13 protein-coding genes are annotated in these 11,792 nt (G+C 56.1%); 8 read left to right on the plus strand and 5 right to left on the minus strand.

The genetic code is table 11. From position 1 onward, the window contains the following. Window position 1 precedes the first annotated feature (1 nt). From LPB19_RS11490 to LPB19_RS11505, 4 genes are read right to left on the minus strand one after another with little or no spacing between them, the layout of a single operon-like run. Complete coding sequence (locus LPB19_RS11490; protein WP_206643041.1) at window positions 2-1,270, minus strand: NAD(P)/FAD-dependent oxidoreductase; 1,269 nt, start codon at window positions 1,268-1,270, stop codon at window positions 2-4. A gap of 17 nt (window positions 1,271-1,287) precedes the next feature. After that, on the minus strand, window positions 1,288-2,067 hold the full coding sequence (locus LPB19_RS11495; protein WP_206643042.1) for an SDR family NAD(P)-dependent oxidoreductase: 780 nt from the start codon (window positions 2,065-2,067) through the stop codon (window positions 1,288-1,290). Next, the gene (locus LPB19_RS11500; protein WP_206643043.1) at window positions 2,064-2,531 is read right to left on the minus strand and encodes a nuclear transport factor 2 family protein; all 468 of its coding nucleotides are present in this window, start codon (window positions 2,529-2,531) and stop codon (window positions 2,064-2,066) included. Before LPB19_RS11500 ends, LPB19_RS11495 begins: the two co-directional genes overlap by 4 nt. Beyond that, on the minus strand, window positions 2,528-3,484 hold the full coding sequence (locus LPB19_RS11505) for an acyl-CoA desaturase (RefSeq protein ID WP_206643044.1): 957 nt from the start codon (window positions 3,482-3,484) through the stop codon (window positions 2,528-2,530). The genes LPB19_RS11500 and LPB19_RS11505 overlap by 4 nt, the downstream gene beginning before the upstream one ends. Before the next feature lie 117 nt (window positions 3,485-3,601). On the opposite strand from LPB19_RS11505, the gene LPB19_RS11510 reads away from it, so the two are divergent. Beyond that, a complete protein-coding gene (locus LPB19_RS11510) occupies window positions 3,602-4,621 on the plus strand; it encodes an NAD(P)/FAD-dependent oxidoreductase (protein WP_206643045.1) in 1,020 nt (339 codons plus the stop codon). 20 nt (window positions 4,622-4,641) lie between these two features. Here the strand turns inward: LPB19_RS11510 and LPB19_RS11515 are convergent, their stop codons facing one another. Then, a complete protein-coding gene (locus LPB19_RS11515; protein WP_206643046.1) occupies window positions 4,642-6,105 on the minus strand; it encodes an HD domain-containing protein in 1,464 nt (487 codons plus the stop codon). Window positions 6,106-6,219: 114 nt separating this feature from the next. Here LPB19_RS11515 and LPB19_RS11520 point away from each other — a divergent pair, with 114 nt between their 5' ends. The 7 genes from LPB19_RS11520 to LPB19_RS11550 all read left to right on the plus strand — a co-directional run bounded on the left by LPB19_RS11520 (window position 6,220) and on the right by LPB19_RS11550 (window position 11,721). Further along, entirely contained in the window at window positions 6,220-7,431 is a 1,212-nt protein-coding gene (locus tag LPB19_RS11520; protein ID WP_206643047.1) for a PP2C family protein-serine/threonine phosphatase, read from the plus strand. Window positions 7,432-7,445: 14 nt separating this feature from the next. Further along, on the plus strand, window positions 7,446-7,937 hold the full coding sequence (locus tag LPB19_RS11525) for an STAS domain-containing protein (protein WP_206643048.1): 492 nt from the start codon (window positions 7,446-7,448) through the stop codon (window positions 7,935-7,937). Window positions 7,938-8,002: 65 nt separating this feature from the next. Beyond that, window positions 8,003-9,070, plus strand: a complete 1,068-nt coding sequence (locus LPB19_RS11530; RefSeq protein WP_206643049.1) for an NAD(P)H-dependent glycerol-3-phosphate dehydrogenase — start codon at window positions 8,003-8,005, stop codon at window positions 9,068-9,070. 19 nt (window positions 9,071-9,089) lie between these two features. Beyond that, a complete protein-coding gene (gene sixA, locus LPB19_RS11535; protein WP_206643050.1) occupies window positions 9,090-9,539 on the plus strand; it encodes a phosphohistidine phosphatase SixA in 450 nt (149 codons plus the stop codon). Between the two features lie 41 nt (window positions 9,540-9,580). Continuing rightward, window positions 9,581-10,477 (plus strand): radical SAM protein, encoded by an 897-nt coding sequence (locus LPB19_RS11540; RefSeq protein ID WP_206643051.1) that lies wholly within the window; start codon window positions 9,581-9,583, stop codon window positions 10,475-10,477. 19 nt (window positions 10,478-10,496) lie between these two features. Beyond that, window positions 10,497-11,063: a DUF1285 domain-containing protein gene (locus LPB19_RS11545; protein WP_206643052.1), complete on the plus strand. Its 567-nt coding sequence runs from the start codon at window positions 10,497-10,499 to the stop codon at window positions 11,061-11,063. 196 nt (window positions 11,064-11,259) lie between these two features. Continuing rightward, entirely contained in the window at window positions 11,260-11,721 is a 462-nt protein-coding gene (locus LPB19_RS11550) for an FKBP-type peptidyl-prolyl cis-trans isomerase (protein WP_206643053.1), read from the plus strand. Window positions 11,722-11,792: the final 71 nt, after the last annotated feature.

Raw genomic sequence — 11,792 nt, forward strand, 5'->3', positions numbered from 1 at the left:
GCTATAACTCCACCCCAAAGTCCTCGGTCACCCGTAATGCGCTGCGTACGCCATCTTCGTGGAACCCATTGAACCAGTAGGCGCCGCAGAAATGGCTGCGGTTTCGGTTTCCAATGTCCTCGTATCGGTTCTGGGCCGCCACAGCTTCGAGCGTGAAGACCGGATGCGCGTAGCGGAATTTCTTGATGATCTTTGTCGGGTCGATGTCATGGCTGCGGTTCAGGGTGACGCAGAAGGTTTCCGGCGCATCGTGGAAGTTCTGCAAAATGTTCATGTTGTAGGTAACCGACACCGGCTCCGTACTGTGGCTCGGAATGTAGTAATTCCAGGCAGCCCAGGCGAGTTTCGTGCTGGGCAGCACCTGGCTGTCGGTATGAAGGACCACGTCGTTGTCCTGATAGCCGATAGCACCCAACACCTCGCGCTCCTGCTCAGTGGCATCATCGCCAAGTATCGAGAGCGCCTGGTCGCTGTGGCAGGCGAAAATAACCTGGTCGAAACGCTGCTCCTGCCCATCAGTCCAGAGACTGACCCCATCATCGTCCCGTTTTACACGCTCAATCGGGCTGTTCAGATGGGTATGCGGTTCCAGACGTTCCATCATCCTGGTCACGTACTGGGCCGATCCGCCCGAGATCACGCGCCACGTGGGGCGATCGTCTACCGAAAGCATGCCGTGGTTGTTAAAAAACTGCAGGAAGAACCGGATTGGAAACTGAGCCAGCACGATTTCTGGTGCCGACCAGATGGCCGCGCCCATCGGCACGATGTAGTAGTCGCGGAAATATCGGGAGTAACCGTTACGGTTCAGGTAACTGCCCAAAGTCTCCTGATCCGTAATTGCGCCCGCTTCGAGATCTTCACGGGTCTCCCGATTAAACCGCAGAATTTCCCGGATCATCCGCAGGAACGAGGGGTTGAGCAGGTTCTTGCGCTGAGCAAACAGCTTGTTCAGGTTGGTCCCGTTGTATTGAAGGCCGGTGTAGCGGCTTTCAACACTGAAACTCATGTCACTGACTTCCGACGGCACGCCCAGACGATCCATGAGCCGCATGAAGTTCGGGTAGGTCCAGTCGTTGAAGACAATGAATCCGGTGTTGACGGGCCAGCTTCTGCCCCCAGCCTCAACATGTTCGGTGTTGGTGTGACCGCCTGCGTAACCGGCCGCTTCAAACAGTTGTACGTCGTGGTGTTCAGCTAGCAGCCATGCGGCTGTGAGGCCGGAAACGCCGGCCCCGATGACAGCAATACGCTGACGTTCGTTACTCATCCAGTGATGTCCTGTTGTTAGGTTCCCTTGCGCGCCATATTGGCGGCAATTCGATCGATAAGCCCTTGGGGAAGGTTGCTGAGCAATTTCAGTGTCCAGGTGAATCGCTTGGGGAAATCAATGTCGTTTTTACCTTTGGCCAGCCCGCTGACGATTCGTTCTGCCGCGTCTTCGGCGGACACCAGGAACGGCATGGGAAAATCGTTGCGATCGGTCAGGGGCGTTTTTACAAACCCCGGAGATACCACAACGACGTCGATTCCTTCGGGGGCCAGATCGGCCCGAAGCGAGTGCGCGAAATAGGTCAGGGCAGCCTTGGATGCCCCGTAGCCTTCAGCGCGACCAAAAGGAAACCACCACGCCGACGAACTCACGATCACCAGCGTTGCCGGCAGCCCTTTGGCGCGTGTGCGGCGCAGCGCCGGCAAGGCAATGTCCACGCAGCGGGCGGTGCCGATGACGTTGGTGTGTATGTTCTGTTCGATGACATGGCTGTCGTACTCGGTCACGTCGAGGTACTGGCAGGTGCCGGCGTTCAGGATGGCCATGTGCAGGTCACCCTGGTTTTCCAGAACACTGGCGATCTGTTCCAGGTCCTTTTTGCTGGTGGTGTCGCCCGGCGCTGTGACCATCCGCTCCGGGGCTAGTTCACACAGCGCCTCCAATGGTTTCGAACGGCGGCCAGTGAGTATCAGTCGGTGCCCGCCCCGAGCGAGGGCCCGGGTCACCGCTTCTCCAATGCCCGTGCCAGCACCGGTAATCCAGATGTTTGTGGCGGATTCAAGGCGTTGACTCATCCGGCGTATCCCTTCACCCAGCGAATGACTTTGCCAACCATCGGCAGGTTTTCGTACAGCAACTGGCCTGCATCAAAGTAATCGCGGTGATAGCAGACTTTGCTGTCCCGGATAGTCAGGTGGCTGATGCCCTGGACAGCGATTTCCCGGCCTCGGTTGATTCTTTTGTGCCTCAAATGCATTACCCAGGGAATGGCGACTCGTTGGTCGTCAACCACAGGATCAGCGAACTCGAACTGGCAGCTGATGGCATTGGCGTACGCTGCGTTGAAATAATGGGTCAGCTCGTCGAGGCCTTGCACGGAACCAAGCGGATCCTGAAAGCGAACGTCGTCGCTGTATATCTCCGGGAGCCGGTGCATGTTGTCCTTGTCGAGCTCGTTAAACAGGGCAGTAAAGCGATCGAGTGTTGCAGGAACGGCAAGGTTCGCTGCTCCCATGTCGACGGCTGAGGCGGTTCTCATGAGCGTTTCCTCCCTGCAGTGTCCAGTTTTCGTGTTTCTTCCTGAATGTGTTCCGGTATCGGGTTCAGGTCCCAGATGATGCCAAGGCGAGCCATCACCCAGAGTACGTACCAGGTGATGTCGATTTCGTACCAGCGAAAGCCCTGCCGCACCGACTGAGGCCACCGGTGGTGGTTGTTATGCCAGCCTTCACCCAGGGTGATCAGCGCGAGAAAGAAGTTATTCCGGCTGCCGTCTGGCGTGTCAAAGCGTCGGTGGCCCCACACGTGACACAGCGAATTGATCGTGACAGTGGAATGGAACAGGGCAACGGTGGAGATGAAGAACCCCCAAACCAGCAGTTGAAAGCCGTTGGTACCCAGCTGAGGCGCCCAAGCGGCGAGCGCTTCACCAAGGCCGAAGATGAGTACCGCTGAAATGGCCGGTATGGCAGCGTCAAACCGGTTTAGCCAGCGCAGTTCAGGAAACTTTAGCCAATCGCGCACACGACGTTCGTTGGTGGCGAAGCCCGCGTCACAGGTGAACCAACCGATGTGAGACCACCAGAACCCGCCCTGATGGGGTGAGTGCAGATCCTGCTCCTGGTCTGAATGCTGGTGGTGGTGGCGATGGTGTGCCGCCCACCACAGTGGGCCTCGTTGCGCAGCACTTGCGCCAAGCAGGGCAAACATGAATTGCGCCGGGCGGCTGGTCTTGAACGTTTTGTGAGCGAAATAGCGATGATAGAACCCGGTAATGGCGAACATTCTGACCAGGAAAAAGCCAACCGCGAAAACCAGGGCAAAGGTGCTTACGCCGGTAAAGAAGGCCAGGAAGCACGCGAGATGCAAAAACAGGAACGGGATCACTCTGATCACATTAAACTGTCGTGACGATGTGTCGATGTGATCTGAACCGGCTTCGGAGTCGAACCACCGCAGAATATTCAAAAGCCAGCCATTTGTTCGGGTCATACCCTGTACACCTTCCGTCGTCGAATTCAAAGTCGCCGGTATTGTTTTGAGACTGATTCCGGCAGCATGTTCAAATGGTTATACGTTCAAACCTGTTATTTTGGATGCACCTGATCAATGCCTAAACCAAATGAATTGTCACCTTCGGTACGTCGCACTGCCATTGTTGGTTCAGGCGTGGCAGGCCTGACAGCAGGAATTCTCCTGAAGCAGGCCGGGCAGGAGGTAACCGTCTTCGAAAAAAGCCGGGGCCCCGGAGGGCGTCTTGCCGCCAAGCGTGTTCCTGGAGGCTCGGCCGATATTGGCGCCCAGTACTTCACTGCCCGAAATCCGGCATTCCTTCCTTTTCTTCGCCAGTACGCCGGCGAAGGCTGTTTCGATGTCTGGCAAGCTCGCCTTGGATTCAGGGCGGAAAGCGGACAGTGGGGACAATTTCCGGAAGAATCCCGTTACGTTGGCTGCCCACGGATGACGGCAATAACCCGGGCACTTTCGGGTCATGTAACTGTGGTGTCTGAAACCCGCGTGGAGCGATTCGAACGGCACGGTAACCGATGGCTTCTCTATGACACTCAGAATAGTTCACTCGGCGCTTTCGACCAGATCATCCTGACCGCGCCGCCGGCTCAGAGTCAGGATCTGCTTGCGGCCAGCGGTTTGGCGCAGGAAGCCGAAAGTCTGGACGACCAGGTGAAGGCCATGTTGCCGTGTTGGGCGGTGGTGGCACACTTCGAAAAAGCCCCGTGGACCGATCACGACGGCATGCGAGTGGAGGACTCGGTGCTGTACTGGGTGGCCAATAATTCGAGTAAGCCCGGTCGCCAAGACGATGGCCAATGGTGGGTGCTGCACGCTAATCCGCAGTGGAGCCAGGAACAGGTCGATGCGTCGCCGGAAGACGTCGCCAGTCAGGTGCTCTCAGCGTTCCGTGAGTTAATCGGGTACGTCGATGAGCCGGATACCGTGCTGGCTCATCGCTGGTTGTATGCCCGATCGGAGGATGCTGAGCGTCCCGGACACCTGTGGTTTCCGGACCATCGCATTGGCCTGGCCGGAGACTGGTTGAGCGGTGGGCGAGTGGAGGGTGCCTTCAACAGCGCTTGCAGCCTGATTGACGCCCTCATTGACGAACGCTGACGCTACCCAGGGCATGATAGTCAGTTCTTGATCGGCGACGGGCGTGTGTAGAAGTGCGTGATGGTGCCGTCGCGGAACTTGCTGAAAAACGCACTCACGTCGGTAATTTTGTGCAGCGACCTCGACCGGTTGATCGGATCACGGGTGAGTACTTTAATGCCGTTGAAGTTGTCCTGAATGTTCGAGAAACGGGCTCTCATGGAGCAGGTAACGACGTCCTCAGGTTTCAGACCAAGCGCACTGGCCAACCAGGTGGCATGGTCAACGATGCCGGCCTCGCTCAGGTCTTCCCGGGTATCCAGATGATTCAGCTTGACCCGATTGACGATGCAGAAGGAGTAGCTGGCAGGATTCTTTCGGGCTTCTTTACGGAAGGCTTCCCAGAAGAAGTTGTCGGTCAGTTCCGCGAAGAAATCCATATTGCTCAGGCAGGTATCCACCCAGTCGAAATTCTCCGGGTCTTCGAGTACTTCATTGATGGCTTCCCGCAGAAGCCAGTCGAAGCCGAGGGCGGTTTTGTGGGCGTAGACTTTGCGGTACATCTGGTGGCGGCTGTAGACAAAATCCTCCAACGCGCCGAGACCTTTTTGGGTTATCGCCAGCCCCAGCCAGGGCTCTGATACATTCCACCCGAAACGGAGGTTGCTCAACAGATGGTCAAGGTTGAAACCACCGATGGTGACGGAGGAGTGAAATCCGTCCCTGAGCATATAGTCCGCCCGATCGGCGTCGATTTCGCCGGAAACAATCGATTTCAGGAGGTCCCTCACCATTCGCGGTATGTCCGTACCGCTCATTGCATCGGACCGGGCTTCCGGACCGGCAATAAATTCCCAGAAGGTGTGGGCGTGTTTCCGGAAAGCGTCACTGGGGCTGACTTCAGTGGTCTCCATGATACTGATAACGTCCCGGGCGAACAGGCCCGCGCCGGCGAGGTCTACAGCGGACAAAACCTCATGGGCAACGCGTACGGAATAGTGCTCGTGCTCCAGCTCTTCTGGTTCCCGGCTGTGATAGATCGAGGCGTCCATGCCTTGCCACAGATCCGCAAAGCGTTCCGGGCGTGACATCAGTTCGCGGATGCGCCGGGCCCTGGTGAACTGATGCGAAAAACTAGAGTGGCCACTATCGTGCAACAGGCAGCCGAGCCGGATGATCTTGGCAAGGTAATCAATGGCGTCGAGCTGGCTCAGGCTGAGATCTGCGCACTCACTGAGCTTTCGCTCTCTCAGGTACGCATCGATCATCGACCGAAACATACGGGTTCCCACGTGCATGACGCCAATACTGTGCAAAAAACGGGAGTGAGTCGCACCGGGGAATACCAGGCTCAGAATGTCGTTCTGACAAATATTACGGAGACGTTGGAACAGAGGGTGATCAATGACCTGGATTTCATGCCGATAGAGCGGAATCCCACCGTGAACTGGATCCATGATGAGCTTGTCATAGGCGCCAAGCAAGTCGTTCACTGCACGTCTCATGTCGCTGAATCTCCTGATTTGGCGAAACAGCCCTTGTTATATCACAGAGCCGTGCCAGAATAGGCTTAGTATTGTCATTTTCTTGTTTATCGCTGGTAGCTTAGGGCAACAGCCATGACCTCGCGCACCGAGCGCATTCTAATAATCGACGCCGATGAAACGGCCCGAACCAACCTTGCCCACTATCTGGAAGCCCGCGGCTTTTATGTGTCCGGATTCGCCGATGTTGTCTCTGCCGAGGCAGTGTTTGTTGAGGGGATTCCAGACGTAATCTTTGTCGACCTTCCACCGGATACGATCCGGGAGCTGGCGAACCGGCTTGAAGAGGCGGAGAGCTTCACGCCGATTGTTTGCTGTTCGGCTGGCAGAACGAGTGCAGACGTGGTCGCTGCGCTTCGGGCGGGGGCCTCAGACTTCCTGCTCAAGCCCTGTAAAGGCGACAAGGCCGCATTGGATGACGTCATCGAAAAGCTGTTTGACCGGGTGCGGGTCAATCGACTGAATCAGCTTTACCGGCAGGAACTCGAAGAAGCCAATCGGGATCTGCGCAATGGCATCGCAGAGCTGAGGGCCGATCAGCGCGCCGGTCGCAAGGTTCAGCTCAAAATGTTGCCCGACCGCGAGCAGGACATTGTGGGTCTGCACGTGGAGCATCTGATCAAACCGTCGCTCTACCTTAGCGGTGATTTCCTGGATTATTTTCAGATTACCGAAGACCAGGTTCTGGTCTATATTGCTGACGTTTCAGGGCATGGTGCCAGTTCGGCGTTCGTAACCGTTTTGCTCAAGAACCTGACTAACCGCCTGCAGCGCAATCTGCGTCGTGGATCCAGCGACGATATTCTTTATCCCCAGCGGTTTCTAGAGCGGATCAATTCGGAATTGCTGGATACAGGGCTGGGTAAACACGTAACGGTATTCGTTGGCCTGATTTCACTCAGCAAGCGTACGTTAACCTACGCCGTTGGGGCGCATTTCCCGATGCCCATTCTGTCGTTTGAGGGGGGCACCACCGCGTTTCTTGAGGGGAGTGGTCTTCCGGTGGGATTGTTTGAAAGTCCTGAGTGGGAGGTTTACGAGACCCCTCTGGACAAACCATTCCACCTGATTCTGTTCTCTGACGGCATTCTCGAGGTGATTCGGGCCCGGGGACTTGACGATAAGGAGAAGACGTTACTTGAACTCGTGTCAGGTGGGCGTCACACTATCGCCTCTTTAAATGAGGCTCTTAATCTCGACGAGATCACGGAATTACCTGACGATATAGCTATCGTTTCGGTGACTGATACCTTGAATACGTCAGATTCCCCGTCGTCGACCGAGTGACAGTGTGGAGCATAATGGCTGGTTATAAGATCCTGCAGGCTGAAAGCCAGGGCATTTATGTCCTGAAGTTTATCGGGGAAATTCGCCTGAATCTGTGTTCAACGCTGGATAATCTGGTGGAATCCATCACCCGAGACCCCCAGTTCAAGACCGTGGTGATCGACCTTACCGAAACTGAGGTCATCGACAGCACCACGCTCGGTCTGCTTGCTAAAATCGCAATGGCAGCCCAGCAGCAAAGCCACTTCCTGCCCACACTCATCTCCACCAACCCCGATGTAACCCGCATCATCACGTCCATGGGGTTCGACAAAATCTTCATCATTGTCCGCGAACCCGCATCCCGAATCGAAGAGCTTGAGGAAATTCCCGTTCTGAAAGCCAGCGAACAACAGGTTCGTGACAAGGTGCTGGATGCTCACAAGGTTCTGATGGGGCTAAATAGCCGTAACAGAGAAGAATTCAAGAATCTGGTGCAGGCGCTGGAGTGCGAAGAGCCAAGTTGAATGGCGCAAACCGCTGCCTGAACCTAATCGGGTGTTCACCCAGACCATAACAACACGGATTAGCTATGCCGGAATCAAACTCGCCCCAAAAAAACGGGGCAAAGGGAGCAGCCCACGACGTTGCGGTGCTTGGTGGTGGCAGCTTCGGTACTGCCATGGCGAAGGTACTTGGAGAAAACGGTCATACCGTGCATTTCTGGATGCGGGACCAAAAGCAGGCCGCAGAAATCGAGGCTACAGGGGTAAACAGCCGCTACATGCCCGGTGTGGAGCTCAGCGGTGATATCCAGCCAACCACCGATATGGCGTCGGCCATCGCCAACGCCGAAATTGTGTTTGTCGCCATTCCCAGTAAGGCTTTTCGGGCCGTAATCAGACAGCACAAGTCTGATTTTCGCGATGGTCAGATTGTCATCAGTCTGACCAAGGGTATTGAGCGGGACGGATTCAAGCTGATGTCGGAAATCCTTCAGGAGGAGATTCCGCGTTGTCGTATCGGCGTGCTCAGTGGCCCAAACCTGGCGGCGGAGATTGCCGCCCGCGACCTGACCGCCACGGTCATTGCCGCCAAGGATCCTGAGGTTCGTCGCACGGTTCAGGATCTGCTTGGTTGTGAATACTTTCGCGTCTATGCCAACGTCGATGTCTATGGTGTTGAGCTCGCGGGGGCGCTGAAAAACATCTATGCCATCGTTGCCGGCCTGGCTGAGGCCCTGGAAATGGGCGAAAACGCGCAAGCGATGCTGATCACCCGCGGCCTGGCGGAGATGAGCCGGTTTGCGGTCAGTCTTGGAGCCAATCCCATGACCTTTATGGGGCTGGCAGGTGTGGGCGACCTGATCGTGACCTGTACGTCGTCCAAAAGCCGTAATTTCCGGGTTGGGCACGCCGTCGGCAAAGGAAAATCCCTGGATGAGGCCGTGAAGGAGCTGGGGCAGGTGGCGGAAGGCATCTATACCTTGGAGCTGGTGAAAGAGAAGGCTGAAAGCGTCGGCATTTATATGCCCCTGGTTCGCGGGTTGTATGAAATTCTCTATGGCTCTGCCTCGATCAGAGCCGTCATTAATAGCCTGATGATGGCAGTTCAGAACTCCGACGTGGAGTTCATTCTGCCGCGTACCATCAGTCAGTGACGGGAGGCGGCAGCGGCAAATGGAACTGTTCATCATGCGCCATGGCGAGGCTGGCTGGCATACGCTGGATAATCAGCGCGAATTGACCGAGGCCGGTCGATATCAGGTCGCTGAAGTCGCGGCGCAGATCGCTGAGTCCGAGTGGCGCCCCCGTATAATCTGGAGCAGCCCTTTCGTGCGCGCGCGGCAAACCGCGGCCATCGTGTCTGAAATCCTCAATTGCCCGGTCGAAGAGCGTGAATTTTTGACGCCGGATGATGATCCCGGGCAGTGCCTGGATGCTCTGCTGGAAACGGACGAATATCCGCTCATGCTTGTTTCCCACATGCCCTTCGTGGGTGGCTTTTCGACACTGCTGGTGGATGGCCATCGGCGCGGCATTCCGTTTATGACGGCCCAGGCGGTGCTGCTCGACCTTCCTGTTGTCGGTCCGGGTTGTGCCGACTTGAAAGACCAGTTTTTGCCCTGAATACATCTGCATGACACCCGTATTTGAGACCGTTCAACGCTATGTACAGTTTTCCGATTGATTACATCGAACCGGTTTTTCGCCCGCCCAGCGAGGCAAAATCCCTGATTTTGCCGGTGACGAATGGCTGTTCATGGAATAAATGCACTTTCTGTGAAATGTATACTCAGCCGCAAAAGAAGTTTCGTGCCCGAAAGCCTGAGCAGATTCGCGCCGATATCGATAAGGCTGCGCGAGCCCTCGGGGGAGTCAAGCGGGTATTCCTTGCGGATGGCGACGCCATGGTATTGCCGACACGCCGTCTACTTGAAATTCTCACTGATCTGAAATCTGCATTCCCGGGCCTTGAGCGCGTTTCAAGCTACTGCCTGCCACGCAACCTCGCGAAAAAGACGGTGCAAGAATTGAAGCAGCTACGTGAAGCAGGCCTCCAGATGCTCTACGTGGGAATGGAATCCGGTGACGATGAGGTTTTGCGACGAGTCAATAAAGGTGAGACCTGGGAGTCGACTCGCTCCGCGCTGCTGAAAATTCGGGAGGCCGGGCTGACAAGCTCGGTGATGGTCCTGAATGGTCTGGGCGGCGAAGTCCTGTCGCGCCAGCATGCGGTCAATACCGCAACGCTGTGCAATGAAGCCCAACCCGATTATCTGTCCACCCTTGTTGTCAGCTTTCCGCAAGGCGAAGAACGCTTCCGGGAAGGATTCGGCAACGATTTCGTGCCGCTGTCCCAGCAGGGGCTGTTCGAGGAGATTCGGGTCTTTCTCGAGCATCTTGAGCTCGAAAATACTGTGTTCAGAAGCGATCACGCGTCTAATTATCTGGTACTGAAGGGCATTCTTGGTCGCGACAAGCGGCAGATGCTCGAACAAATTCGCCTTGCCATCACCAGTCCGGGCGCGGTCCCACTTCGGGCTGAATGGATGCGCGGCCTGTAACTCACAACAAGGTGACAGTATGAGCATGGAGCCGGAAGGTCTGGCGACGCGTGTTGGTGATGCCATCAAGCAGATGGGCAGTCCGCCTCTGGATCAGTGGCATCCTGAATTGTCTGGGGTGATGGATATGCGCATCCATCGGGACGGCCAGTGGTTTTACCGGAACGAACCTATCAAGCGAGAGGCAATCGTCAGGTTGTTCTCCAGTATTCTGCGCCGGGAGGCCGACGGCGAATTCTATCTGGTCACACCGGTTGAGAAGTGGCGGATTCAGGTTGATGACGCTCCGCTGCTGGCGCACTCCCTGGAAGTCAGCGGGGAGGGCAGGAGCCAGGTAATGACCCTGAGAACCAACGTTGGCGAGGTTCTTCAGCTTGGCAGCGCGCATCCCCTGGAAGTTGGCAGCTACGAGGGCTCTGGTGAGCCCCGGCCGGTTGTCTGGGTTCGCCATGGCGTGGAGGCCCGCCTTGTGACCGCCGCCTATTACGAATTGGCGGAACATGTTGTTGAAGAGTGTTATGAGGGCCGATCCGTGTTCGGAGTCTATAGCGCAGGTGAATTCTTCGCGATTGCCGAAGGTGGTTGAAAACCCCTACGCCGGCCCCATGATAAACGGTAGAAAACGTAAAGTGTCCATTGTTACACTGTGCTTTCTATCTTGTTATGAGAGTTTATAACGAGGCTTGGTGGTCGTTAGATCCTCTGTTCAGTGAGGCTGTCCAAGATCAGATTCGATTACCCAAACATACTCAAACAGTCATTACGACCCGCAAGGAGATCCCATGGCCCAACCTCGTGTTGTCACCATCCATTACACGCTCACCAATGATCAGGGAGAGCAGCTCGACTCCTCCCGTGTTGACGGTCGTGAGCCGCTGTCTTACCTGGAAGGTGCGCAAAACATCATCGGCGGACTCGAAAACGCTCTGCAGGAAAAGCAGGCGGGTGAGCAGCTGAAAGTATCCGTAGATCCGGCTGAAGGCTACGGCGAGGTGAACGAAGAGCTGATTCAGCCGGTACCCCGTTCCGCTTTCGAAGGTGTTGATACCATCGAGCCGGGCATGCAGTTCCAGGCGCAGACTCCGGGCGGCCCCCAGGTTGTTCGCGTTGTTGAAGTAGCTGAGGAAACCGTGACCATCGATGCCAACCATCCGCTGGCAGGTCAGACTCTGCACTTCGACGTAGAAATCGTTGAGGCTCGCGAAGCGACGGATGAAGAGCAAGAGCACGGCCACGTGCACTAAGCCTTGTTCCGAAGCTTCGGCAAAAACGGCTCCTTCGGGAGCCGTTTTTTTGTCTCTGCATTGGTCAAAAA

Origin of the sequence: Marinobacter salinisoli (assembly GCF_017301335.1) — a bacterium.
Classification (GTDB): domain Bacteria; phylum Pseudomonadota; class Gammaproteobacteria; order Pseudomonadales; family Oleiphilaceae; genus Marinobacter; species Marinobacter salinisoli.

Coding starts and splice junctions, on each gene's coding strand:
- LPB19_RS11490 (WP_206643041.1), bottom strand. CDS start 1,270: ATGAGTAACGAACGTCAGCGTATTGCTGTCATCGGGGCCGGCGTTTCC.
- LPB19_RS11495 (WP_206643042.1), bottom strand. CDS start 2,067: ATGAGTCAACGCCTTGAATCCGCCACAAACATCTGGATTACCGGTGCT.
- LPB19_RS11500 (WP_206643043.1), bottom strand. CDS start 2,531: ATGAGAACCGCCTCAGCCGTCGACATGGGAGCAGCGAACCTTGCCGTT.
- LPB19_RS11505 (WP_206643044.1), bottom strand. CDS start 3,484: ATGACCCGAACAAATGGCTGGCTTTTGAATATTCTGCGGTGGTTCGAC.
- LPB19_RS11510 (WP_206643045.1), top strand. CDS start 3,602: ATGCCTAAACCAAATGAATTGTCACCTTCGGTACGTCGCACTGCCATT.
- LPB19_RS11515 (WP_206643046.1), bottom strand. CDS start 6,105: ATGAGACGTGCAGTGAACGACTTGCTTGGCGCCTATGACAAGCTCATC.
- LPB19_RS11520 (WP_206643047.1), top strand. CDS start 6,220: ATGACCTCGCGCACCGAGCGCATTCTAATAATCGACGCCGATGAAACG.
- LPB19_RS11525 (WP_206643048.1), top strand. CDS start 7,446: ATGGCTGGTTATAAGATCCTGCAGGCTGAAAGCCAGGGCATTTATGTC.
- LPB19_RS11530 (WP_206643049.1), top strand. CDS start 8,003: ATGCCGGAATCAAACTCGCCCCAAAAAAACGGGGCAAAGGGAGCAGCC.
- sixA (WP_206643050.1), top strand. CDS start 9,090: ATGGAACTGTTCATCATGCGCCATGGCGAGGCTGGCTGGCATACGCTG.
- LPB19_RS11540 (WP_206643051.1), top strand. CDS start 9,581: ATGTACAGTTTTCCGATTGATTACATCGAACCGGTTTTTCGCCCGCCC.
- LPB19_RS11545 (WP_206643052.1), top strand. CDS start 10,497: ATGAGCATGGAGCCGGAAGGTCTGGCGACGCGTGTTGGTGATGCCATC.
- LPB19_RS11550 (WP_206643053.1), top strand. CDS start 11,260: ATGGCCCAACCTCGTGTTGTCACCATCCATTACACGCTCACCAATGAT.